The 25,901-nt window shown below is 60.5% G+C and carries 19 protein-coding genes; 15 read left to right on the forward strand and 4 right to left on the reverse strand.

Going from position 1 to position 25,901, the window contains the following annotated elements:
• The first annotated feature begins 173 nt into the window (after positions 1–173).
• The 4 genes from R3F07_12835 (at position 174) to R3F07_12850 (ending at position 10,931) form a co-directional block, all read left to right on the forward strand.
• A complete protein-coding gene (locus R3F07_12835; protein ID MEZ5277260.1) occupies positions 174–8,063 on the forward strand; it encodes a S8 family serine peptidase in 7,890 nt (2,629 codons plus the stop codon).
• Between the two features lie 47 nt (positions 8,064–8,110).
• Positions 8,111–8,659, forward strand: coding sequence for a hypothetical protein (locus tag R3F07_12840; GenBank protein ID MEZ5277261.1), 549 nt, complete (start codon positions 8,111–8,113; stop codon positions 8,657–8,659).
• The gene (locus R3F07_12845) at positions 8,656–10,383 is read left to right on the forward strand and encodes a hypothetical protein (protein ID MEZ5277262.1); all 1,728 of its coding nucleotides are present in this window, start codon (positions 8,656–8,658) and stop codon (positions 10,381–10,383) included. Before R3F07_12840 ends, R3F07_12845 begins: the two co-directional genes overlap by 4 nt.
• Before the next feature lie 77 nt (positions 10,384–10,460).
• Positions 10,461–10,931 carry a hypothetical protein gene (locus R3F07_12850; GenBank protein ID MEZ5277263.1) on the forward strand — a complete coding sequence of 157 codons (471 nt, stop codon included), beginning with the start codon at positions 10,461–10,463 and terminating at the stop codon, positions 10,929–10,931.
• Positions 10,932–10,943: 12 nt separating this feature from the next.
• Here R3F07_12850 and R3F07_12855 read toward each other — a convergent pair whose 3' ends face one another.
• Positions 10,944–12,587: an extracellular solute-binding protein gene (locus tag R3F07_12855; protein MEZ5277264.1), complete on the reverse strand. Its 1,644-nt coding sequence runs from the start codon at positions 12,585–12,587 to the stop codon at positions 10,944–10,946.
• 57 nt (positions 12,588–12,644) lie between these two features.
• Positions 12,645–13,715, reverse strand: a complete 1,071-nt coding sequence (locus R3F07_12860) for an ABC transporter ATP-binding protein (GenBank protein ID MEZ5277265.1) — start codon at positions 13,713–13,715, stop codon at positions 12,645–12,647.
• Positions 13,716–13,897: 182 nt separating this feature from the next.
• Here R3F07_12860 and hpt point away from each other — a divergent pair, with 182 nt between their 5' ends.
• The 9 genes from hpt to R3F07_12905 all read left to right on the forward strand — a co-directional run bounded on the left by hpt (position 13,898) and on the right by R3F07_12905 (position 21,555).
• A complete protein-coding gene (gene hpt / locus R3F07_12865) occupies positions 13,898–14,473 on the forward strand; it encodes a hypoxanthine phosphoribosyltransferase (GenBank protein MEZ5277266.1) in 576 nt (191 codons plus the stop codon).
• Between the two features lie 76 nt (positions 14,474–14,549).
• On the forward strand, positions 14,550–14,960 hold the full coding sequence (locus R3F07_12870; GenBank protein MEZ5277267.1) for a GxxExxY protein: 411 nt from the start codon (positions 14,550–14,552) through the stop codon (positions 14,958–14,960).
• A 121-nt stretch (positions 14,961–15,081) separates the two neighbouring features.
• Positions 15,082–15,969, forward strand: a complete 888-nt coding sequence (locus R3F07_12875; GenBank protein MEZ5277268.1) for a class I SAM-dependent methyltransferase — start codon at positions 15,082–15,084, stop codon at positions 15,967–15,969.
• Between the two features lie 71 nt (positions 15,970–16,040).
• A complete protein-coding gene (locus R3F07_12880) occupies positions 16,041–16,745 on the forward strand; it encodes a hypothetical protein (GenBank protein ID MEZ5277269.1) in 705 nt (234 codons plus the stop codon).
• Positions 16,742–18,208: a RimK family protein gene (locus tag R3F07_12885; GenBank protein MEZ5277270.1), complete on the forward strand. Its 1,467-nt coding sequence runs from the start codon at positions 16,742–16,744 to the stop codon at positions 18,206–18,208. Before R3F07_12880 ends, R3F07_12885 begins: the two co-directional genes overlap by 4 nt.
• A 12-nt stretch (positions 18,209–18,220) precedes the next feature.
• On the forward strand, positions 18,221–19,468 hold the full coding sequence (locus tag R3F07_12890; protein ID MEZ5277271.1) for a glutamate-cysteine ligase family protein: 1,248 nt from the start codon (positions 18,221–18,223) through the stop codon (positions 19,466–19,468).
• A 130-nt stretch (positions 19,469–19,598) separates the two neighbouring features.
• Positions 19,599–20,258 carry a class I SAM-dependent methyltransferase gene (locus R3F07_12895; protein MEZ5277272.1) on the forward strand — a complete coding sequence of 220 codons (660 nt, stop codon included), beginning with the start codon at positions 19,599–19,601 and terminating at the stop codon, positions 20,256–20,258.
• 147 nt (positions 20,259–20,405) lie between these two features.
• Positions 20,406–21,023 (forward strand): nicotinamide riboside transporter PnuC, encoded by a 618-nt coding sequence (pnuC, locus tag R3F07_12900; GenBank protein ID MEZ5277273.1) that lies wholly within the window; start codon positions 20,406–20,408, stop codon positions 21,021–21,023.
• Entirely contained in the window at positions 21,016–21,555 is a 540-nt protein-coding gene (locus R3F07_12905) for an ATP-binding protein (GenBank protein MEZ5277274.1), read from the forward strand. The genes pnuC and R3F07_12905 overlap by 8 nt, the downstream gene beginning before the upstream one ends.
• A 140-nt stretch (positions 21,556–21,695) precedes the next feature.
• On the opposite strand, the gene R3F07_12910 is transcribed toward R3F07_12905, so the two are convergent.
• Together R3F07_12910 and R3F07_12915 are read right to left on the reverse strand one after the other, a co-directional pair.
• On the reverse strand, positions 21,696–21,917 hold the full coding sequence (locus R3F07_12910) for a hypothetical protein (protein ID MEZ5277275.1): 222 nt from the start codon (positions 21,915–21,917) through the stop codon (positions 21,696–21,698).
• Between the two features lie 50 nt (positions 21,918–21,967).
• The gene (locus R3F07_12915) at positions 21,968–22,348 is read right to left on the reverse strand and encodes a pseudouridine synthase (protein ID MEZ5277276.1); all 381 of its coding nucleotides are present in this window, start codon (positions 22,346–22,348) and stop codon (positions 21,968–21,970) included.
• Between the two features lie 355 nt (positions 22,349–22,703).
• On the opposite strand from R3F07_12915, the gene R3F07_12920 reads away from it, so the two are divergent.
• Positions 22,704–24,596: a glycoside hydrolase family 2 TIM barrel-domain containing protein gene (locus R3F07_12920; protein MEZ5277277.1), complete on the forward strand. Its 1,893-nt coding sequence runs from the start codon at positions 22,704–22,706 to the stop codon at positions 24,594–24,596.
• Between the two features lie 185 nt (positions 24,597–24,781).
• Positions 24,782–25,894, forward strand: a complete 1,113-nt coding sequence (locus R3F07_12925; protein MEZ5277278.1) for a Gfo/Idh/MocA family oxidoreductase — start codon at positions 24,782–24,784, stop codon at positions 25,892–25,894.
• The last annotated feature ends 7 nt before the right edge of the window (positions 25,895–25,901 follow it).

Genomic DNA, 25,901 nt, shown 5'->3' on the forward strand with positions numbered 1-25,901 from the left:
GACTCGGGAATAGAGTCCAAGCGCCGCAGGCATACGCAGGCTGCCCGTCTCCACGCGGGCTGTCAATCAGGCAAACTTATTGCATCAATAAGAAGAATATCAAAGAACCCCATTCGGTCTATTTCATTGAGAAACCACCGGGCGCACCCATCCTGTCACGAATTCGATTCCCCATGAACAGCACCCGGCGGACACTCCTGGTCACAGCAGCCTTTGTTCTGACCGGGACTCTGCTCATTTTGCTCCGGACATCGCCGGATGAGTCGGAGGTTCCGGCACCGTCCATGATCCCTGCCGGGCAGCCCGAACCCAACGCCACAGCAGCCTCTCCGCCTCCCAAGCACGGGCCCACCGCTCCCGCTTCGGCCGAGCCAAGGTCCGTCACCAGGGCGCTTCTCTCCTTGCCGCCACCCTCTCCGTTGGACGCCCTCCTCTCCCGGTCCACCTTGCTGGGCGAATCCTCCGAGCCCACTCCCGACGGCTCGTTTCGCCGCACCCGCGTCTGGGAAACGGATGGGACCTGGCCATTCATCAGGACCGAAGAAACGGTTTCTATCGGCGACCAGGGCGCAGAACAGATTCGATCTCGCGTCGCCATGGTGGCCGATCATGTCCTGATCCAGTTGGCCGCAGCAAAGCCGGATCCGCAGACCCTGACGGCACTCAGCGAAGCCGGACTCGATCTCTATGACGAAGTGACCCCCGACGGCCTTTTCCGGGCCAGACTTTCCGATTTCCGCGACCCGCTGTCCCTCGGGAGAGCCATCGGTGCCTCCGCCTCCGTCAATCGGGTCGTGCGTTACGTCGAGCCCGATTTCATCGTTCAGGCCAGCCTCGCGCCCTCCGATTCACGGTTCGCCGATCAATGGGCGTTGCAGGCCCATTCCCCGCAACACGGGATTGGCGCCGCCCAGGCATGGGAAGTCCGGACCGATGCGTCCTCCGTCGTCGTCGCGATCATTGACACGGGCATTCGGGCGACCCACGAGGACCTGCGGGATTCCCTCTGGAGCAATCCCGGCGAGTTGTCCGGCAACGGAATCGATGATGACCACAACGGATATGTTGACGACGTCCACGGTGCAAACTTCCTGACCGACAGTGGCAACCCGTCCGACGACAACGGCCACGGCACCCATGTGTCCGGGATCGTCGGCGCGGCGGGAAACAACGGAAAGGGTATTTCAGGCGTGGCGTGGAGGTCGCGGCTCATGTCCCTCAAGATCCTCGACGCCGACGGAATCGGGACCAACTCCGCGGCGATCGAGGCGATTGATTACGCCATCGGAGAAGGCGCCTCCGTCATCAACGCCAGTTGGGGCTCCGACGGCCGAAGCAACGCTCTCGAGTCGGCTATTCTGAGAGCCGATGCCGCCGGGGTCTTCTTCATCGCCTCAGCCGGCAATGAGGCACGCAATATCGACATCACCCCCACCTACCCCGCCGCCTACAGCGCACCCAATCTGATCGCAGTCGCCGCAACCGACAGCAACGGGATGCTGGCAACGTTCTCCAACTGGGGGCCGCAGTCCGTCCTGCTCGGCGCCCCGGGCACCACCATCCTCTCGACCTGGTCCTCCAGCGACAACGCCTACAAGGTGGAAGGCGGAACTTCGATGGCGGCTCCGCATGTCACCGGAACCATCTCCCTCCTGATGGCCGAAGACGCTGATCTTGATGTATCCGGAGTTCGGAGCAGGCTGATCCGGAATTCGATCTCCAACGAATTCCTTGAAGGCAGAACCCTTCTCGGGTTATCCCTCAACGCCGGTGCCACTATTGAGAATGCCGTGCAGACCGAGCCCCACGATGCCTTTGAGGATCCGGCCGTTCTCATCCAGTTTCAGAACACGCGCTCCGCCTACCCGAGTCTCGCCACGACCCAGCCCGGAGAGCCGGTTCACGGTAGGGAAGCGGATCAGGGAACCGTCTGGTACACCTGGACGCCCGCCGTGGCGGCCCGGGTCTCGTTGAGCGTGGTCTCGGAGGTCCCCGATTCCACCGTGGTTGTCTATACCGGCAGCCAACCGGAGAACCTGAACCGAATCGCGGATGCTTCGCCCGGCCAGTCGTCCGAGTTCGATGCCCTCCCCGGAGTGGCTTTTCGCATTGTTCTTTCCGGCGCCCGCAACGCGATCCCCACGCCCTCAACCTTCACCCTGAGTGCCCGGCCTCTGAACGACCCTTTCAGCGGAGCCGGGAAAATCGCCGGCGACTCTTTCGTCCTCTCGGGCTCCACCGAGAACGCGACCCGCGAACCATTGGAACCCGCTTCAAGCGGAAGCGGCCGCACCGTCTGGTGGCAATGGACGCCGTCCGCAACCGGAGTCTATGTCCTGGCCCTCGATGCGGCCGACACGTCCACCCGCTTCAAGCTCTATCGCAGCGAGGGAACCACCCTCGCCGGCCTAATCCCGATCGACCCGGTCGGCACAACGGTTTTTGGCCGCCAGGCCAGCGCCTATGAACTCGTGGGCGGCCAGGCCTATCAACTGCAGGTGGAGTCGATGGGACTTCGCGGAACCGTCTTCTCGCTGGTGGGACAACCTTCTCAGTCTCCGTTCATCGCCAGTCAGCCCGCCGATGCCCAGGTCCGGCCCACCCAGACGCTCACCCTGGAGGTTGTCGCCCTCGGCACCCCGCCGCTCGCCTACCAGTGGGAATTCAATGAAGTGGCGATTCCGGGAGCGACCGGTGCCCGACTCACCGTGCCGGACTTTGGACCCGCCAACGTCGGCCCTTATCGAGTGATCATCGATAGTCCCACCGGCCGGACGACCAGTCGGACCGCATCGGTCGACCTTCTGCCCCCTGACCTGAGAATCCTGAAGCAACCCGCTGATCTGACCGTCGACGAAGGCGGGAATGCCGGATTTGCGGTTCTCGCCGTCGGCGATGGTCAGTTGGCCTACCAATGGTTCAAGGACGGACAACCGATCGAGGGTGCGACCGCGAATCATTTCACCCTCACCGGAGTCGATCCGGCCGACGAAGCCGCATATCATGTCCGGGTGGCCAGTCCCTTTGGTTCGATTCAATCCATGGCGGCCACCCTTCATGTCTCATCCTCGGCAAACCTGGAACCCGTCTGGCGCCTGCCTCGCAGTCCGGGATTCGATCTGAATGCCAGCCACTACGCCGATGGAATCTTCGTCGTCGGAGGACAAGGCGGCCACTACGCACTTTCGGCCGACGGGATCGACTGGCAGAGCGCCACCGTGCCCGAGCCAATGACGATCAACCACATCTTCAGGAACGGCACGAACTGGGTCTTCGTCGGCCCCATTGCGCCCTTCAACGCCACCTATGCCTTGGTGACTCCAGATTTCACCACCTGGGTCCGTCATCAGGTGAGCGGCGGGCCAATCCGAAGTCTGGCCACTGACGGCACGATCATCGTGGCAGCCGGGAGCGATTCGTTCCGATCGGTCGACGCGATTCAATGGACACGCCTGCCTCAGGGAGTCTCCAATATGCACGCCGTCGTCTGGGCCAACCATCGATTCATGGCTGGATTGGAATACTCCGGAGGTGTCTGGACCTCTCCTGACGGAGTGGACTGGACCATGGTCTCGGACCGGAATATAGGAAATTGGAAACTCAAATCCGATGGCGAATGGTTCTACTCCTATACCAGTCGATCCCGCGACGGCATCACTTGGGAGTCCTCTGGGATCGGAGAAAACGACGGCATCGTGGTAGCCAAGGGCATCTACGCACGCGTCGACTTCAACGGCTTTCAGACATCAAATAACGGTATCAATTGGAAGCCGGTCGATACGGGTGATGTACCTTTTTCCGATCCGATACCTCTCTCGGCAGTTACGGATGGCGAAATCGCAATCGTCACGGGGAAACGCGGTCTTCTCGTGACAGGATCGGTTGGAACGACCATGGCCGTTCGGGCACGCCCTGCTCCGTATGGTCGACTCCACCTGGCGGGGAACGCACTCTTCTTCCTCTCCTTCTCACCGGGTGAATCCTCTTTTTCCCTTGATGGCATCGAGTGGACTCCCCTGCCCGTCCAAGGATATCCCGAAGACTATTGGGAGCAGGTCTTTTTTCATCAGGATAAATTCTATCTCGTCAATAATCAGAGAAAGATCTTCGCCGGGCCGTCGCCTTTGGCCCTGACTGAGGTCACCAGAGATTTCGGCCAGTTCGCATGCTCGGCCTTCGGCTCAATCTTCCGGATGAACTTCGATGAGGAGATTGAGCAATCGAGCAATGGAACCACCTGGAACCGTATCCTGGGGAAGCAGGCGCCCTTTGAAGTCGAACGCTCTTTCACGGCCGGCAATCTTCTCTTCATGACCAGCTATTCAGGGGTCTACGCCATCAGGTCGGATGGAACCGCCAGCTACATCGACCAATTGCCGACGACCAACGGAATCGCCCACTCGGGCTCCCTCTACGGCTCAGTCACGGGCATGGGCACCATCGCCCGCTCGTCCGACGGTTTGAACTGGCAGCAGGCGGACCTGATCCGACCATCCGAATACGCCATGGGGATCGCCTGGGGAGGGGGCCGGTTCCTCGTGGCCACCAAGTATGGCAATCTCTACGAATCAACCGACCTGGTCATCTGGTCACCGGTCGGACGGTTCGCCGGAGGCAGCGGACGCCTGCTCTTCTTCAAAGGACGCTTCTGGCTGACCAGTGATCCCGAATCACTCAACCCCCGATTCCCTCAGGATTTTGGCAGTGGTGTTCAGTCGATCGGCTCGCCACCCGGGCAACCTCCGGTCGTCGCGATCGCGGGAACCACCTCCGATCTCGTAGTCCTGCCCCGTTATTCTCATCTCACGGTCGTGCCCACCGCCGCCGATCCGGACGGCGATATCTCCTTCCAGGACCTGACCACCACCGGGTCCGCCTCCTGGCTGCACGACCTTGGGGATGGGGCCTACCGCTTCACTCCTGAAACAACCGGCCAACAGGTCCTCACCCTCAACGCGATTGACGAATCCGGAAACGAGGCCACCACGACCCTTCGCGTACAGGTGAATCCAACCATGCCGATCGTGGAATTGCCGGAGGGTTATCTCGGCCGGATGAATGCGGCCGTTCGCTTCCGAGACGAATGGTGGGCCTTTGGGATCGACGCCCGGGCCGCCCGCAGCGTCAACGGTGTCGATTGGGAGATCTTCGGACTGGACCCGAACATGCGCCTGATGGATGTCCAGCCGATCGCGGACCGCCTCATCGGCGTGACCCGGGATTTCCAGCTGGTCGCCTCGGAAGACGGCATCAACTGGACTGAGGTCCGGGGTCCAGCTCCGAATGGAAGTCTGGATTTCCCCAAACTCGTACCGATCGGGCGGCGGCTCTATTTTCGTGAGACCTTCAACCGGACGTTGACCAGTATTGACGGTATCCAATGGGAGCTTGTCATCGGCATCGACGGCGTGACCAGCGCCGTTTCTGAAAATGGATACATCATCGCCACGGGCTGGGAATCGGGATATGGGTTATCGGTGGATGGTGTCCACTTCTCGCCACTTGACGACTTTCTGCCGATCGGAACCAACCCGATCCTTTCTGTCGCCGCCGGCAACGGCCTCTTCATCCTGACCACCACCGGCCCGGTGGTTCTCAAGTCGACCGAACCAGACCAGGCATGGCTGCCTTCGATCCAACTGCCCGTATGGGGAGTCGGGAGCATGCGGGTGATCTTCACCGGCGGTCGTTTCTACCTGGACTCTCGCTCATCGTCCACCCCCTGGCTCGCCTCGATCGACGGGGTTGACTGGCAGAGTTGTCATGGCTTCCCGGGAACGAGTGTACTCGTCGCCGCCGACAGACTGGTCGCCGCCGGGACCCAGTTCCTGACCACCTCCAGCGATGGCCTCAACTGGACGACCGACCCGGCCCGACCACCCGTTCCCTATGGCGTGCAACTTCTTCCCGGTGAAAACGGCACCCTCGGATTCCGCGAAGGCAGCGCGAGCCAGTTGTGGTCGGACGGCGGGCATACGGCATTCTCGCCCAACGGGATCGATTGGCCGACGCTGGTCGCGTCGAGTGTGTTCTACAGCTCGGCCATCACCCATTTCGGGGGGCTTCATGACAGGCGCTTCCTGCGCGAGAGTAAGCCCGGCGAAGCCACTTCAAACCGGGTCCGGGTTTCATCCGGTTTTGGCCCATGGAGCGACCTCGTGGTGAACGACGCAGCGGCCTGTGCCTTCGCCGTGGGATCTGAAAAGGTCTGGCTGCTGACCGCCGACCGTGGAGTCTGGGAGTCCGACGCATCCGACGAATGGGCGCGGCTCGCAACCTTGCCCGAGTCAGTCGACCCCTACACCGCGTTGATGGCCTACGAAGGTGGGCGGCTCTTCCTTCAGACCATCAGCCAAACGCTTCTGCACTCAACCGACGGGATCACCTGGTCCGAGGCTGTAATTCCCGATGGCTCCGATGTCGAGATCACCGGCATCACCCACGGTTTCGGCCGGTGGGTGGTGACCAAGGGTACCCGGCTTCATTCATCCATTGATCTGGTTTCCTGGAATTCGAGCGAACAATCCGCTTACGGCCCGGCCCGATTTCTCGCCGACCGATTCTATCTGCCGGTGCACGGTGGCTATAAGAAGTCGACCGATGGGTTGGTCTGGACACAAACGAACCTGAACTCGAGGACCACCTATTACCGGGTGGCCCGGATGGCCGGTGAACTGGTCCTGTTGGCGACCAACCCGGATCGTACGGACACCATCGCCGGAGGCCATTTCGATCTGGTGGCAACCGGTCAGTCGGTCTTCTCCGGATCACCGTATGTCTATGACGCGGTCGACTTCGGTACAGACACCTACCTTTTTGGTGCGTCGGGGACCCTCATGCGCGTTTCCCATGTCGATCTGCGACTGGATGAGATGTCCCTCCACAGCGGCGAAATCCGTCCCGGCGCGACTGGCGTGGTCGATGCCCTACTGACCAATCCGACTCAGACCGGAATCCCCCCGGGGCACAGCGCAACCATCGAGATTCTTCTCACCTCGGTGTCCGGAATCGATCGGCTCTCGGATATTCCCGTTGCGCGGATGGACATCGATCTCGCCGCGGGTTTCGCTGCAGGTGAGTTCCGCCTGCTACAGGTTCCGATCCGGATGCCTGATGTCCTGCGTCCGGGCCTTTGGCGTCTCAGGGCATTCATCGACTCCGATATTCATGAGGCCAATCTGCTCAACAATTCCCTGATCGAGTCGGGTCCGCCCCATAACCTGAACGCTCAAACACTGACGACATCGGTGGCCGGCCCCGGCTCTTTTCTCGGCATGGCCCCGGGCGATCGTGTCGTCGCCAGGGATTCCCGGGTCAACCTTGTCCCGATTGCGGGAGACAACGCGTATTTCCTCAGATGGGATGGCGACGTTGAAGGAGGGATCGGGGCCACCACGGTGCAAATGGATCGCGATCGCTCCGTAACAGCGATCTTTTCCAACTACCTCCGAATGGGGATTTCCATCGAAGGGCGAGGAACGGTCGAGACCGACCAGGATCCGGACACCCTGACCATTGGATCCAGCGTGAAACTGACGGCCCTCCCCTCACCCGGTTGGGTCTTCCGAAACTGGTCCGACGGCGTTGAGGTGACCGAGGCGGAAACCTCGGTCACCGTGGGGTCTGACCTTCAGGTTCGGGCGCACTTCGACCGGACCCGTCAAAGCTTCCTCGAAGGCCATTTCACTGAAGCTGAGAGGGCCGACCCGGATCTTTCAGGCGATTTTGCGGATCCCGATCTCGACGGACTGAACAACCTGACAGAGTTTGTCCTGGACCTGGATCCGCGCATGGCCGATTTGCCGCCCCACTACGAGACCTACCGCGACGGCAACGAGATCTCGTTTCTCTTTCCCCGAAACCACTTCCTGGACGGATGGGTCCTTCGGGCCGAAACCTCCACCAACCTCAAGGACTGGACGACCGCAGGCCTGACTGAAAAGATCATCGAATCCGACAACGTCTTTGACTATATCGAAGTTCGTCGGACATCCAACGGATTCAACCCGGTCTTCTTCCGGCTCGAGATCATCTCGCCCACCCAAGCCCAATCCGTGCCTTGAGCCACTCCACACGGGATGGTGGAGAGAAGGGGGCAAGGTTGAATGGCTTGTCATCACGAGATACGCCCCAATGCGATCACGAACGCCTCTTCCTCGGGGTGATGAAGCCGGACCAACTGCCCGGTCGGGTCATCGACGAACTGCGGGCCCTGAAGGCCGAGGGCAAAGTCCGACGAATCGGCATGTCTTGTCACGATCGAAAGTTCATCGGCACCTGCGCGGCCGACGGCGTTTTCGACACCTACATGGTCCGCTACAATGCAGCCCACCGTGGTGCGGAAACGGAGATCTTCCCTCACCTAGGCCCCCACGACCCGGCCGTGATCAGCTACACCGCGACCCGCTGGGGCTTCCTCCTGCGGCGTCCAAAAGGTTATCCGCCAGATGGCCGCATCCCCACCCCGGCTGAATGCTACCGCTTCGTGCTCTCCCGGCCGGAAGTCGACGTCGTCCTGACGGCACCGTCCAACCTCGATCAACTGAAGGAGAATCTGACCGCGTTGGAATCGGTCCTGCTTGATCCCGAGGAGCTGCGATTCATGCAGGAGTTCGGCGATCTTGTGCATCAACAGAATAAGCGCTTTATGGGGGGATGATCGAGAAAGGGTGGTGTGTGAACCTCGGTGATCGACTCTTGTGGACCGGGTTCACGCTATTCGCGGTGGCCTTCTTCCTGACTTATGTGGGGGTCAAGAGTGACCTGCGCACCTTCGCCGCTCATGACGATGCCCTCTTTGTCCATCAGGCGGAGAGCATCGCTTCGGGGCATTGGCTGGGAGACTACCATCCGCTGACCCTGGTAAAGATGCCCGGCTACGCCCTCTTTCTTTCTTTTGTTATCAAGTCCGGCCTGCCCTATCTCTGGGTCCTCTCCGTTTTTCATATCGCCGCGGTGGCCTTTCTCCTGCACCGCAGCCGCTATCTATTTCCCGGAACCGGATGGCTGCTGCTCATCGCCGGCTTCTTCCTCCTTTTCAATCCGATCTTCGCCGGCTCCCTGAGGATCTACCGGTTTCAGCTCACCGCCATTGTCTTCATGGTGTTTCTTGGTTCCGTCGTCGGACTCTACGAACGGGCGCATCGCCGATCTCATTGGGGCGTCGAAATCTTTGGTCTGTTGCTCGCGGCATTGTCGTGGGGACTGCTCTGGTTCTCCCGGGAGGAGAATCTCCTCTACACGGGTTGTCTCGCCGTGGGAATGACCGGTTATCTACTGATCGCCCGATCGCTGGTCAGCCCCTGGTGGAATTTGCGATTCGTGCTATCGGGATTGTTCGGAGTCTTCGGCTTCTGGCTGTTCATAGCAGGGATGAACGTCCACCACTATGGGCGCTTCATCGTCTGCGAAAAGACGGCGTCGCCCTATCCGGACCTCATGCGGACGTTCTTCAGCATCGCGGATCCGGAGTTGGATCCCCGTTTTCTTGGCTCGACCGCATCACGCGAGAAGATCCGCAGGGTCGCCATGGAAGTGCCCGAGTTCCAACTGATGGCCGACAACCTGATCAAGTTCGCTTCGAGTTGGCGTGGAACCTATCTTGATTCGGAAACCCTGACCATTCGCGAGAAACCCGAAGGCGCTCTGACCGTCTCGCATTTCGAGTGGGCATGGATGGATGCAGCCAGCGCCTCCGGGTATTTCCGGGATGGGCTGACCCTTGCCGAACGCTACGGTGAACTGGACGAAGCGCTGACCGACGCCATAGCCGATCATCGACTCAGGGTCGATGAGCCTATCCGTATTCAGGCCGGATCCTACGGACTGACCGGCAGGGATTTGGCAGTGATTTTGCGCCTTATGCCACGGGTCTATCCGGACCTCTTCTTCACGCCTTCGGCCGTTTTGCGGGACTACCGGGACCTCACCGCCAGAGTATCCCGCGATCGGGACGAGAACAAAGACCAGCGGGCGCGTTGGGCGTCCGTCCTTAAGGTGCGCTATTTGGATGAGGGCGACGAGGCTGGTTACCTGGACTGCATTGCCACGCCTGCAAATCGGTTCTGGAACCTGGCGACGGCAGCCTTTGCCTTTATTGCAATACCGCTGATCCATCTCGCCACACCGCTGGCTGGCCTGACCTTGGTCGTCGCAATCTGTCGCAAACGCGGGGACCTGGCGGTGGCGATTGCCGTGATGGCGTCCACTTACCTCGTCCATTACCTCATGTTGACGGCACTGACCGTCGCGAGCGGCAATCACGCGACCACTCGCGGTTATTTCCTGCCCTCCTTTGCCCCCCTGATATTGACTGCATTTGTGTCGATCGGCAGTCTCTGGTCCCTCCGGAAACGTCCCGCCGATCATCCCCGCAAGGTTTGAAACGCCCAGGCTGGCAATTCTTGAAACCGCCACCGGGGTTGTGCCGTATCCACTGATAAGCTGAACCGGAAATCACGATGAACCATCACCTGATTATCGCAGGACTCCTTTCGGGACTCCTGATCTCCCTGTCCGGATGCACCCGCCGGGACGGAAACACCTACCGTCCCCAGGCCCTCGGGCGGATCGGGGGTGCCGACAAGGGCGTCGTGGTCAATGTCCGCCTCGTCAATGTCGAGGGGACCACCAAGACCGGAACCGTCCTCGGCGGCATCACCGGAGCAGCCATCGGCAATGATCTCGGCGGTGGCCACAACGACGCCATCAAGGTCCTGAGCACGGCGGGCGGAGCCATTGTCGGGGGTATCGCCGGCGCCGGCACCGAGGAAATGATCACCCGCACCACCGCCTACGAGTACATCGTGGAGATGGACTCGGGCGTGACCAAGACGATCGTCCAGCGCGACGATGAGCCGATTCATCACGGAGACCGGGTGATTCTCCTGAGCGGACCCGATGCCAAGATCATCCCGGACCCGACGATTTAGGGCCGGCTGGCCTCAATTGCGGGAATTGATTGCTGCCGCCTCCGCCCTCTTGTACTGATCCCGGAAATGATTGGAAAGGCGCTTCGCCAGGCGGATTTCCTCCAGGGGATCCGCCGAGCGCAAGGCGGCCTTTATTGAGGAATTGGTTGTCTCGTAGTCGACCTCGGACAGGTCGGTGAAGATCGCGACTGCTCCGGGTGGCCGACCGTTATCCAGGATGGCCTTCCATGCCCGGATCATTTCATGGTGGGTGTCGAGGCAGACCACCCGCATGACGAAAGCCATTTCCCGAAACAGGTGCCCCGTCCACGAAGCGTGATAAATGAAGTCGTTCTCCGGACCGTAGGGCTCAACCTCCGGATCCGACATGAAGGTACTCGCCTCAGCCGTATACGCGTCCCGCCGCACCGGCAGGCGTCGCAGGGCGAACTGTTGCGGACCGCCGGGCGTGCCAACCCGATAGTTCCAGAGCTTCTGGCCCTCCAGTGACAGGACAAACTCAATGAACGACTCAGCCACTTCCCGATTGGGGGCACCCCGGAGGAGTCCGATCGGATCAACGGAGAAAACGGATCCGCCCGGGGGAGTCAGGTATTGCACCCGCGGCCTGCCCTCGCGGCGGGAGACGGCCTCGGCCTGGTAGCGACCATAGAAATCGATGCACATCCCGGCTGCCGAGTCCCCCTGAAAGACATCGATGGGTGGCTTCTGGGACGAATCCGTGAAATACCGGGCATTGGCTCCGAGGTTCTGCAGGAGCTGGAATCCCCGGACCCATCCTTCCCGCACAGCCTGCGCCTCGACCGCATCGCCAGTCTCTCCTCCGGCCTGAAGCTCAACCAGACGCTCCTGCATGGCCTCCTGCAGCACCATCTCAAAAGCCTTGTTGATGGAACTGCTCTTGGTCGGATCCGCCAGGGCGAGTTCCCCGAAGAGCCGGTCATCGGCCAGGTCCGACCAACGGGTCGGCGCCGCCTCGATCCCGAGCCGAGCATAGACATCCGCATTGTGAATGATTCCGAAACTGGCAAGAACCGCACCGTGCCACCGACCTTCAGGATCGGTGTAGGGTTCGCCGTTGTGCGAAAGCGGGATGATCGCTTCGGAAAACCATTCGGGATGCCGTTCCATCAATCCCGACGGTACGAGCCGACCCGCCGCCGCCTGCCGGATGAAATCGTAACTCCCACCCCCGAAGAAAACATCGAGTCCACAATCCACCTCGGAAGCAAGAAATGCCCGACGGGCGGCTTCTCCCTCGGAATCGTCCTGCGGCGTGTCGTCGGGAATCACCCTGGAGTTGTCGAACGCAGAGAGGACCTCGTTGTTCCAGGAGCGGCCCATCTCCCGCTCCCATAGCAGTCGAAAAGTGGTCTGGTAGCCGCCGGCGAGGTAGCGGGCAATCTCGGCAGTCCCGCCGATGACCCGCCAGTCCACATAAACCGACTTTCCCGTTCGCTCCTGATACCACTCGCGAAATCCACGCCCGAACTCCGTCCGGATGGCTTCATTGTGCGGGGTGATGATGATGAGGGTTTCGTCCGGGTTGGTCAGGTGCTCTTTTTCCTTCCGCATGATGAAGGGGACCGCGATCGTCGTGACAAAAGCCACGATGATGACCGCCCGCAGGAGCCATTCTTTCCGATCAGGGTTCATCGATGCGTTGATGGCGGAGAGATTCTTGGAGTTGGGCAAGACCCCGGACGCCGCCCATCAGCGGGTGAGCACGACGACATCCTCGGGCGAAACCATGGCATGGAGGTCCTGGTCATGGCCGGATTCCACGAAGCGGGGGTTCAGCTCAAAGACCTTGAGCACACCCGGACCGGCATGGAACTCATATTGGGCGACTTCACCGAGGTAGATGGATTCTCCGATCCGGCCGGTGATTGAGTTCGAATCCTTCATCTTCGTGCTCAGTCGAAAGCATTCGGGGCGGATCGAAACGGTAACGGAGGTTCCGACCGTCGGCTCCGCCTTGGGATCGGCCAGGATCCCGTTGAGCGCTCCAAACGGGGTCTCAACCCGGACGCCCTCGTGGTTACGCCCGACGAGGCGGCCGTCGATGAAATTGGTTTCACCGATAAAATCCGCCACCGTCCGGGTGTGCGGGCGACCATAGATTTCCCTGGGGGAACCGACCTGAAGGACCACTCCGTCCTCAAGAACCGCCATCCGGTCGGCAATGGAGAGTGCCTCTTTCTGGTCGTGCGTCACGTAAACCGTGGTCAGCTTGAATTCCTTGCAGACCCGGCGGATCTCCCCGCGCATCTCGAGCCGGAGTCGGGCGTCAAGATTGGAAAGCGGTTCATCCAGGAGCAGACACCGGGGCCGGATGACCAGAGCCCGTGCCAGGGCGACCCGCTGTTGCTGACCGCCCGAAAGCTGGTTTGGGCGTCGGTTGGCGTAGGCACTCATCTGCACGGATTCCAACGCCTCCCCCACCCTGCGCTTCAATTCGGCCTTTTCCACTTTCCGCTCATGGAGCCCGAACGCCACGTTCTCGGCCACGGACATATGGGGCCAGAGGGCGTAGCTCTGGAACATCATCCCGGTGTTGCGTTTATGCGGAGGCAAGCGCGTCACGTCTTCTTCGTCGAAGTGGATCGAACCCGCCTCGGGAATGTAAAAACCGGCCATGCTCCGCAGCAGGGTAGTCTTGCCACAGCCACTCGGTCCAAGGAGAAAGAACAGTTCCCCGGGCTCGATCTTCAGATCGAGATCCCGCAGGGCGGTAACAGTGCCGAAGCGCTTGGTGAGGTGGCTGACGGTTACGGATATCATCCGGATCAAGGAAGGATGCTTCAGGAGAACGCCCCACCTCCGGATGTCAAAACCAATGACGAAGCGAACGCACCTTGGTTCTCACCGGCGGACGCACCGCCCGCCCCGCCAGGCGCAATCTTCACCTCATACCGGCGTCAAATCATTGACCGCACTCAAGACCTCGGCAAGGATGACCCTCTATGCCGAAGACGAAAGCATCCGCCCCTCACCCGGATCTCGAACGCATTCTTGTTTCCCATCTCGCAATCAAGCGCCGCCTCAAGAAGCTTGGGACCGAGATCACGGAAGCCTACGGCAGTCAGGAGATCACGGTTGTCGCCATCATCAACGGCGCCATTTTCTTCACGGCAGACCTTCTCCGCCAGATCCATTCGCCGATCCGCCTCGATTGCCTCCGGGTCTCAAGCTACCGGAATCAGACCCGGTCGACCGGCGCTCCCCGCATTCTGGACACCCTCCTGCTCGACGTGGGTGAACGCCATATCCTCCTCATCGACGATATTCTTGATACCGGCAAGACCCTGTCGGTCGTCGTGGAGCAACTGAAGAAACGAAAACCCGCCTCGATCAGGACCTGTGTGCTCCTCGACAAGAAGGCCCGGCGGGAGGTCGATTTCGAAGCCGATTTCGTCGGGTTCACCATCCCGGACCGGTTCGTGGTCGGTTATGGTCTTGATTTCGCCGAACGCTACCGGAACCTGCCGTCGATCGGCATCCTGAAACCGGACCTTCAGAACCCCCCGGAGTGGAACTAGTGTGTTTTGACTGATTGCTGACCATCTCGGGTTCAAGAGGAAGAGACGCTCTCACAGAGGCACGAAGGCACAGAGGATGAATGAGAATGAAATTGGAACGATCATCATCGACGCTGCCATCGATCTTCACCGAGGGCTGGGTCCCGGACTCCTGGAGAGTATCTACGAAGTGACCTTGGCACGTCGACTGGAGAAAGCGGGACTCAAAGTCGCCCGACAAATCCCTGTGCCAATCGAGTTTGAAGGAGAAAATTTCGACGAAGGCTTTCGGGCCGATTTGATTGTCGAAGGCAAGGTGATCATCGAATTGAAATCGATCGAGAAGATCAATCCGGCACACAAGAAGCAGCTGCTTACCTACCTGAAGCTCACAGGGCTGAAACTGGGATATCTCCTCATCTTCGGCGAGGCGTTAATGAGAAATGGTATCACTCGGACCATCAACGGAAGCCTCGACGATTCGCACTGTGTCTTTGTGTCTCCGTGAGAGAAAAATCCGAACAGGACGTGTCGCTCAACGTCGTTAACCCGCCGCGACTACAGTTTGCGTTCAAGGGAGCGGAACCAAGTGACCGTTTTCCCGCGTTGGTCAGAAGCCCCGTTCGACCATGAATTCGCTCGGAACACTCGCTGCCGATCACTGGGAGGATTACGAGATCCTTCAGACCGGCGACGGCATGAAGAAGGAGCGCTGGGGAGGCATTATTCTCGTGCGGCCCGACCCCCAGGTCATCTGGCCCCTGGCCGCCCGCTCCTGGGGACACTACGACGGACTCTATCAGCGTCAGCCGACCGGTGGCGGCCAATGGGATTTCCGCAAGCGTTTGCCCGAGCATTGGACGGTCCGCTACCGGACCCTTACCTTCAAGATCCGGCCGACCAATTTCAAGCATACCGGCCTCTTCCCCGAACAGGCCGTCAACTGGGACTGGGCCGCTCAACGGATCCGTAACCATTCCGGACCCTTCCGACTCCTCAACCTTTTTGGCTATACCGGAGCCGCCAGCGTGGCCGCCGCCGAAGCAGGCGCCTCGGTCACCCATGTCGACGCCGCCAAAGGAATGGTCCAATGGTGCCGGGAGAATGCCGCCCTGAGCGGACTGGAAGACGCCCCCATCCGCTACCTCGTCGACGACTGCTTGAAATTCGTCGAACGGGAAAAGCGGCGCGGAAGCGTCTACGAGGGCATCGTGATGGATCCGCCGTCCTTTGGACGCGGGAAAGGCGGGGAGATCTGGAAACTCGAAGACGACCTCTGGTCACTCATTCAGCGAACCGTCCCCCTCCTCTCCGACCAGGCGTCGTTCTTTCTCCTCAATACCTATACGACCGGTCTATCCGCGACCATTCTCGGCAATCTGCTGGCGATGAATCTCGCCCCCCGCAAGGGATCCATCTCCGTGGGAGAACTCGGTCTGCCCATCACGGACGGCGGGATCACCCTGCCCTGCGGGACGATCGGTCGATGGGAGTCTCCCGGCAGCCTACAATCTTGAAAAATCCAATTGCAGTTTGGCCGGCAACTGCAATGAGGTTACTCTGAACAGGGTTTCATGACACCCTGGTAATGAATATAGAACTCGATATGCTGCGGCAACCGTCGGACTCATCCTGCGGCCCGACCTGCCTCCACGCCATCTACCGATTCTTTGGACAGGATCACGATCTCCATGCCCTGATCGACGAGATCCACCAATTCGAGGAAGGCGGCACCATCTCGGTTCATCTGGCGATCGATGCCCTGGATCGCGGTTTCCAGACGACCCTCTACACCTACAACCTGCGCATCTTCGACCCTACGTGGTGGAATCTCACCAGGGCCGAGTTTCTGACCAGACTCAAGGAACGGACCCGGCACCTCGAACTCCCCAAGGACATCGAGGCCCACCAGGCCTACGTCGACTACCTTCAGCGGGGCGGCATACTGCGCCTCGCGGACCTGAGTCCTTATCTGCTCGAGCACCTCGTCAGCCGCCGGGAGCCTATCCTGGTCGGCCTGAGCTCCACCTACCTCTACCAGAGCATCCGGGAAACACCCGACTGCAAGGACAACGATATCGCGGGCTGGCCGGTCGGCCATTTCGTGGTCATGACCGGCTACCACGCCGACACGGAGGAGGTCGTGGTCACTGATCCCTTCGGCAAAAATCCCTTCAATCCCCATGGCGTCTACCGGGTTGATGTGCACCGGTTCATCAATGCCGTTCTCCTGGGGATCATGACCTACGATGCCAATCTGCTGATCATCTCCAATACCGCCCATCAGCCATGAAAATCTCGAAGAATCTGATCGTCGTGGACGATCTGAGAGACTGGTCGCCCGACTGGAAGAATTATCCGGTCATTTCGGTCGATGAATACATCTCGAACAACGAGTACACATCTTCCGGCTACCGGATCATCAATCTTTGCCGGCACGACTACAAACTCAGCATGGGCTACTACGTCTCGCTTCTCGCCGAAGCACGGAGCCACCGCTCCATGGCCAGCGCCCGAACGCTCCAGAACCTGACGAGCAAGCGCATGTACACGGAGGGTCTCGAAGAGCTGAACAACGTCATCCAGAAGAGCCTCTCCCGGATCATCCATGAGGACTTTGCCCTGAGCATCTATTTCGGTCAGAATCTGGCCCAGACCCACGCGAAGCTCTCGGAAATCCTCTTCAACCTCTTTCCCTGTCCGCTCTTCAAGGTCCAGTTCACCTACCATGATGATGGATGGGAGATCAGGGAACTGCGTCCCCTCGGGCTCAATCAGGTGCCCAAGTCGCACCTTTTCAAGGTCAAGGAGGCCATGGACGGGTTCCTTTCCAAGCGATGGCGCTCGGAATCGAACCGGGTCAATACCGGCTACGATCTCGCCATTCTTCACGATCCCGAGGAGAAACAGCCGCCGTCGGACACCAAGGCCCTGAAAGCCTTCATCAAGGCGGCGGAAGCGGCCGGGCTCAATGCCGAGCTCATCACCAAGAAGGATTACGCCCGGCTTCTCGAATTCGACGCCCTCTTCATCCGGGAAACGACCAGCCTGGCGAACCACACCTACCGGTTTGCGGTCAAGGCCGAGCGCGAAGGAATGGTGGTGATCGACCACCCCGACTCGATCCGGCGCTGTTGCAACAAGGTCTATCTCCACGAGATGCTCTGCAAGCACCGCATTGCCGTACCCAAGACGGAGATACTCTATGCCCGCAACATCGATCGGGTCATCAAGTCGATCGGGTTCCCGATGGTCGTCAAGATACCCGACAGCGCATTTTCGCTCGGCGTCTTCAAAGTCGCCTCCGAACCCGAGCTGCGCAAGACCCTCCAGAAACTGCTGAAGGAATCGGATCTTGTGCTCGCCCAGGAATTTCTGCCGACCGACTTCGACTGGCGCATCGGGATCCTCGATCGCCAGCCTCTTTTCGCCTGCCGCTACTTCATGAGCAAGGATCACTGGCAGATCTACAACCATGGCAAGAAGGGCGATGATTTCGCGGGGGATTTCGACACCATACCCATCGCCGATGCCCCGGCTGAAGTCGTCGAGACCGCCCTGAACGCGGCCAATCTCATCGGCGACGGTCTTTACGGCGTGGATATGAAGCAGAAGGACGGCCGGGTCTTTGTCATCGAGGTCAACGACAACCCGAATGTCGATTCCGGCATAGAGGACCAGCACCTCGGTCCGGCCCTCTACGAACGCTTCATCCAGAGCCTGCTCGTTCGTATTGAAAAATCCAAACAACGCTGATTCCCGGACCGCATGCGCTCGACCCTTCGACTTTTTCAGAAATACGGACTCGAACTTGAGTACATGGTGGTCAACCGGTCCGACCTCGCGGTCGCGCCGGTGGTTGACCGGATCATGATCCACCAGACCGGAGAGCCGGTCGGCACCTGCGTGGTCGGACAATGCGAGGTCTCCAACGAACTCGCCGCCCACGTCTTTGAGCTCAAGGTCCCGGCCCCGATCGATTCGATCACTCGAGCGGAATCCTCCTTCGTGGATGCGATCCGCGAGACCAACCGGATCCTCTCGGTGGGCGACTGGCAGCTCCTGCCCGGCGCCATGCACCCTCTGATGGATCCCGTCCACGAATCCACCACCTGGGCACACGAAGGGCGCGACATCTACGAGACCTACGACCGCATCTTCGACTGTCACGGCCACGGGTGGTTCAACCTCCAGAGCTGCCATCTCAATCTGCCCTTCGGCGATGACGACGAATTCGGGCTCCTCCACGCCGCCATCATCCTCATCCTCCCTTTCCTTCCGGCCCTGTCGGCCGGGAGTCCCTTCATCGAGGGGAAGGTCAGCGGATTGCTCGACACCCGGCTGGATGTCTATCGGCGCAATCAGCAGCGGTTCCCGTCCATTTCCGGCATGATGGTCCCGGAGCCCGCCTTCACCCGGGCCGATTACGAGCGGATGATCCTCCAGCCGATGTATCGGGAGATTTCACCGGTGGATCCCGAGAGTGTCCTCCAGGAGGAGTGGTTGAACTCCCGTGCCGCCATTGCCCGGTTCGACCGGGGGGCGATCGAGATCCGCCTGCTCGACGTCCAGGAATGCCCCCGGGCCGACATGGCGATCTGCGAGCTGATCGTTCATACTTTGAAGTGGTTGGTCGAACACCGTGACCCCTACCTGAAGAAATGGGCCCTGCGGTCATCGACCGAGAAGCGCCGGGATCAACTCCTCGAGGTGATCAAGGCCGGCCGTCAGGCCGAAGTCGTCCTCCCCGACATCCGGGAGGCCTTCCGCCTTCCCACCCGTGACCACACGGCCGGGGAGCTCTGGGGTCATATCCTGGAGAAGATCGGCATTGAACCTCTCGACCCCGAATACCGGAACGTGATCGAATTCATCCTCACCCATGGCAATCTCGCCGAACGGCAGCTGAAGTTTCATGCCGCGACCAACGGCGCAAGACCCTTTGAGCCGCTCATGCGGGAAATGGGCGCCTGCCTTGAGGAAAACCGCCAGCTGGATCCTTCGAAAAACGTCTGATTCCCTGCCAGGCCGGATTCTTCATCAGGGAGCATTCTCCGCGTCGGCCGCCAACTCCGTGCCCGGCCCGGAAAATCCTCCCGTTCCGTCCTTTCCACCGAGCCGTTCTTTCTCTTTGCTGCGCACCAACATGAGAAAAATCAAGCACACCGTCATCAGCGAAGATCTGGCCACCTACATCGACAAGCACCGGTTCGATGCCGGCGATACGCTTCTCAAGGAACTGCGCGAAGAAACCTGGGCGGCGCTGCCGGACTGGGCCGGGATGCAGATCCCCGGCGACCAGGGTGCGTTTCTGACCAGCCTGGTGGCCGCCATGGGCGCGAGACTCGTGGTCGAGATCGGGACCTTCACCGGAACCAGCGCCATCTGTATCGCCCGGGGTCTCCCGGCGGGTGGCCATCTTCACTGCTTTGACATCAGCGACGAATTCACCTCGATCGCCCGACGCTACTGGAAGAAGGCCGGTCTGGACAACCGGATCACCCTGCACCTGGGTCCCGCCACCGAACTTCTGGGTCAACTGCCCGACCAGGAAATCGACTTTGCCTTTCTCGATGCGGACAAGACCGGCTACGCCGGCTATTTCGAGGCCCTTCTGCCCCGCATGCGGAAGAATGGATTGATCGCCTTCGACAATGCCTTCCGCAGCGGACGCGTCCTCGACGCCAATCCCGATGACGACAGCAAGGCGATCAACGCCCTCAACCAGAAGCTGGCCAGGGATCCTCGAGTCCAGGCCTCCCTTCTGACCATCGGCGACGGCATCCTGCTGGCTCGGAAACTGTAGCTGGGCAAACCCCTCACACGCCTTGATTGCGCAGACTGCGGCCTGCCCCCGGAAAGCGACATCATCGGCTGTCAGCGGGATTTGCCTCTTCTGATCCCTCGATCCGGTACTCTGTTTAAATTCGAGACGCGTCAGTCTCAACTCACCTTGTCTCCCATCCTTGAATCCATCTGGCAGGGCATGATCGGGGCGTCCGCCCTCGAGCAGGTCGGGACCGTGCTCGGGATCATCGGGGTAGGCCTGATGATCAGGCGAAAGATCTGGGCCTTTCCCGTCGGGCTGATCCAGGTGGCCATATTCGGGTGGGTCTGCTTTGAAGGGAAACTTTACTCGGAAACCGTTCTCCAGGGCATCTTCTTCGCCGCCCTCGCCTACGGCTGGTGGCACTGGACGCACCCGGATGGGCGGGAAGTCCAAGAATTGCCCATCCAGCGGCTCACGTCGGTGCAAGCCCTCGCCTGGTCCGCAGGAACCCTCCTGCTCTGGGGCGTCTGGGGAAGCGCCATGGCCCGCCTGACCAATGCCGCCCTGCCCTACTGGGACGGGTTCGTCTTCGCCGCAAGTGTGGCCTCACAATGGCTGCAGGCGCGCAAGGTCCTCGCCAACTGGATCGGCTGGCTGATCGCCAATACCGTGGCCATCGGCGTCTTCTGGACCAAGGAATACTACTGGTTCGCGGTGCTCTATGGGATTTTCTGGTGCATGTCCCTCGGTGGCCTGAAGGCGTGGCTCAAAGCCTGGAAGGAGCAGGAATCCGATGCCTGAAATCCGGCGCATTGTCGTCTTCGGTCCCGAATCGACCGGCAAATCCACCTTGGCGGAAGGTCTGGCTCGGCACTTCGACGAACCATGGTCGCCGGAGTATGTCCGTCAGTATTGGATCGATCATGATGGCGACATCACGGCCGAGAGCCTCGAGGCCATCGGTCGGGGACAACTGGAAGGGGAGTTGGCCGCGGAGCAGAAAGCAAAGCGGATGGTCTTCTGCGACACGGACCTGCTGACCTGCTGCCTCTGGGACGATCTTCTCTTCCCGGGGTATTGTCCGGACTGGGTCAGGACCGAAGGCGATGCCCGGGCCCGGAGTGCCTCGATGTATCTGTTCTGCGAAAACGACCTGCCCTACGTGCCGGATCCCATGCGCAGCTATCCGACCGAGGAGGGTCGTCGCATGTGCCGGGAGCTCTGGCAGCGGACCCTGGAGGAATTGGGGATCGGGTATGTCTTGGTCAAAGGGACTGGGGAAGAACGACTGGAAGGGGCCATTGGTGCCGTGGAAGCGCTGCTTGCCGATTGATTTCTCGCGCGGAGACGCAGAGGAGCAGGGGATTTGGGGGCCGTGGATGAGCCGGCGGGCCATCCCTGCCGGTTGTGACCACAGCCTCTTGAGTATTCAGTCCTCTGCGTCTCTGCGGCTCTGCGCGAGTGGATCGCTGCTCACCCCTTCACTATCCCGTTCCACCGGTCCCAATAGTCCGGAAACGGTGCTTCAACTTCAACCGTCCGTCCGTCGGCGGGATGCCGGAAGCTCAGTTTCCGAGCATGGAGCATGAGCGGTCCCGTCTGGTCGGGGTCGCCGTAGATCGTATCCCCGACCACCGGGCATCCCGCATGGAGGCAGTGCAGCCGGATCTGGTGGGTGCGGCCCGTTTTCGGCAAGACCTGAAGGCAAGTCCGGTCGCCGACCCTCTTCACCACCCGGAATGTCGTCAGGGCCGATTTGCCGTCCCTCTCCCGGCTTTCCCATCGCCCACCGCCAAGCGGGGCCAGCCGGGTCTCGATCCGGCTGAGCCCCTTCTCGGCCAGACTCCTTCGACCACGGCCCGGTATTCCTTGCGCACCTGCTTGTTCTCAAAGAGAAGACCGATCGCACGATTGAACCGGGCCGTCCTGCCCAGAAGGATACAGCCCGTCGTCAGGCGGTCGAGGCGGTGATACAGGGTGGCGGGACGGCCGGCCCAATCCGTCACTCGCCGGACGAGCGAATCCTCGTCCGGGTCCCGGGACTCGCTGATCAGGCCGGACGGTTTGTTCACCACGACCAGATCGTCGTCCTGATAAAGGAGATCGAGAGGCGGGATCGGGGTCATGTGGGTCAGGCTGGAAGAGCTCCAGGAAAAAGGGTGATAGCGCGCTTTCCGGGTTGTAGCCACGGCAATCCCTTGCCGTGTATCCACAGTGATTCGACCCAAGGGACTGGGGCGGTTACACTCTGCATTCGATGTTCAAGAAAGCCTGGCAAACACCGGCCACTCGACACTTTTCCTGATATCATTTGGGTCAGGATGCAACCGGTCTGGCGGAATGTCATCCAAATAGGCTCGTCAAAATGACCGACTGCCCAAAACCCACCTTGTGATGGGCGCCCCCCACCATGAATGAAGCTTCCTTCTCGCCCTCACGAAGGCGAATTGTTTGGGTTCTTCAACTCCAACCCACCGATCCATGAGGCCCGTCATCACCAGTTTTCTCACCCTGATCATCATGCTGATTCCCGCCCCTCTTCCCGGTGCCGATTGGCAACCGGCGACCGCTCCCCTGATGACCCCGTGGTCCGAAAAAGTGGATCCCGGCAATGTGCTGCCGGAATACCCGCGTCCCCAGATGCGGCGCATGGACTGGCAGAACCTGAATGGTCTCTGGGAATTCGAGGAGGCGCTTGTCACAGATCCGCTGCCCGGGGGGCGGACTCTGGCGGAGACCATCCTCGTGCCGTTCCCATGGGAGTCGGCCCTGTCGGGCATCCGGCGCCAACTGGATTCCCGGCGGGCCTTCTATCGGCGGACCTTTGAGATTCCCGCCGGGTGGGCGGGGCAGCGGATTCTGCTGCACTTCGAGGCGGTCGATTGGGAGGCGTCTGTCTTCATCAATGGCCGATTCGCGGGTGAACACCGCGGCGGTTATGATCCCTTCTCTTTCGATATAACCCCCCATCTTTCGACCACCGGCCCGCAGGAAGTCATTGTCCGCGTCTACGATCCCGGCAACGCGGAAGGAATCGCGGTCGGCAAACAGGCCAACGACCGATTCGACAACCCCCAGCGCTACACCTATGCCCCATCGTCGGGCATCTGGTTGCCGGTCTGGCTGGAGCCGGTCCCTGAGCAGTTCATTGCCGATTTCCACGCGACGCCGTCCATCGGTGAGGAATCCCTGGAGGTGACCGTCAGCCCCGATGCCCAAAACGATGACCTGTCGGTCGAAGTCATCGCCCGAACCGGCGCGACCGTGGTGGGGACGGCCATGGGTTCCCCCAACCTGCCCCTCACCGTCCCGGTTCCCCGCCCCCGCCTCTGGTGGCCGAACGATCCTTTTCTTTACGATCTCGACGTGATCCTGAAGAAGAACGGCGAGGAAGTGGATCGGGTGACCGGCTATTTCGGGATGCGCAAGATCTCTCTGGGTGCCGTCCGGGTCAACGACCGCGGCCCGGTCCAGAAACTCTTCCTCAACAATCGCTTTGTCTTTCAGATGGGGCCACTCGACCAGGGCTTTTGGCCCGACGGCCTCTATACCCATCCCACCGACGAAGCCCTGCGATGGGATGTCGAGCAGATCAAGGCTTGGGGATTCAATATGATCCGCAAGCACATCAAGGTGGAATCGCGCAGGTGGTTCTACCACTGCGACCGGGCCGGCCTCCTCGTCTGGCAGGACATGCCGAGCACCTTCAAGAAGCGGACCGAGTCGGAAAAAGCACAGTTTGAACTGGAACTTTCCCGGATGGTTCGGATGCACTGGAACAGCCCCTGCATCGTCAACTGGATCGTCTTCAACGAGCATTGGGGCGCTTACGATGTCGAGCGATTGACCAACTTCGTCATGGCCCTGGACCCCTCCCGCATGGTTACGGGCAACAGCGGGATCGACGCCGGGCAGCCGGATGTCGACTACCAGGTCGGCCATATCAAGGACAACCACCATTACCGCCCTCCTACCAACCCCCACCCCGCTCATAACCGGGCCACGGTCAATGGTGAATATGGCGCCATCGGCTACCTCCTCGAAGGTCATGTCTGGGACGTCGACGGCCCCTGGGTTCACTACAATTACGAAGGCAGGGAGGCCGCCACCGAAGAGTATGTGACATTCGTGGACCAACTCCTCGAGTTCAAGAGCAAGGATGCCCTCTCCGGCGCCGTCTATACCCAGTGGACCGATCTGGAAAACGAGATGAACGGTCTCTACACCTACGACCGCAAGGTTGAGAAGCTCGACCGGGACCGGGTGACCGCCGCCAACCGGTCTCTCTGGGAGGGTGACCTGAAGGGTGTCGAGACGACCAAGGTGGAGTTCACCAACACGACAGATGGCGGCGCGGCCGAGACGCCGGACTGAAAAATATCAGACAGGTTCCGCACTCCAAGGTGACAAAGGAACAAAGGGTACAACTGTCGAATCCGGAGGCCACCGGACCCACCCATCGACCAACCCCTGCTCGATCAATCGAGCAGACTTCCCCGTCCTGAACCCGGTCAATTCGATTGGCCTCCGCATCACGTTGGGATGGACTGGTCCCCACCATGAAAAAGACCCCGAATCCCATCCGCATCGGTTTTGTCGGCGTCGGTCAGATCGCCAAAGCCCACCTGAAGAGGTACGAAGGCATCCCGGGCGCCCAGGTCGTGGCCGCAGCCGACCTCAATGCGGAGGAATTGGCGCGGGTCGCCGCGCTCCATTCGATTCCCGACACCTACTCCGATTTCAGGGAGATGCTCAAACGCGAAGACATCGACGCGGTCGACGTCTGCCTCCACAACAACCTTCATGCCCCGGTCACGATTGCGTCTCTCAAGGCGGGCAAGCACGTCTACTGCGAAAAGCCGATGGCCGGCGCCCTCAAGGACGCCGAGAACATGCTGAAAGCCGCCCAAAAAACCGGACGCAAACTCAGCATCCAGCTCTCAACGGTCTTTTCCCAGGAGTCAAAGGCCGCACGCAGGTTGATCGCCGACGGGCACCTCGGCCGGATTTATCATTCCAAGTCAAGCGGGTGGCGCCGCCGCGGTCGCCCCTTCGTCGACGGATACGGAACCGAAAGCTTCGTCAAGAAGGAGATCGCTGCCGGTGGCGCCCTCTATGACATGGGAGTCTATCACATTTCGCAGATCCTCGATCTACTCGGTGCGCCCGAGATTGCCCGCATATCCGGCAAGATCTACCAGGAAACCTCGATGGACGAAAAGCGCCGGAAATCCAGCGGCTACAATGTCGAGGAACTGGGGCTCGGCCTGGTCAGGTTCGCCAACGGAACCACCATGGAGGTGATCGAAGCCTGGGCCGCCCACCTCAACCCCTTTGAGGGCAGCTACCTGCTGGGATCCGAGGGGGGCATCCGGCTCGATCCGTTCAGCTACTTCAACACCACCGGCGACATGCCGATGAATGCGAGCTTCGATCTGGGAAGCGCCGACTCCCGCTGGCACAGTCTGAATCCGATGGAGACGGCTTACGATTCCCCGCAACACCACTGGATTGCCGCGCTCCAGGGGTTGGTTCCACTGCTTCCGACTGCCGAGATCGCCCTGAAGACCATGTTGATCAGCGAGGGCATCTACCTCTCCGATCGCCTCGGTCGCGAGGTCACCGCCGCCGAAGTCAGCAAGGCCTCCGTCTCGACCGCGATCAAGCTCTGAATCGGGT

It is taken from the genome of Opitutaceae bacterium (assembly GCA_041395105.1).
Taxonomy (GTDB): domain Bacteria; phylum Verrucomicrobiota; class Verrucomicrobiia; order Opitutales; family Opitutaceae; genus B12-G4.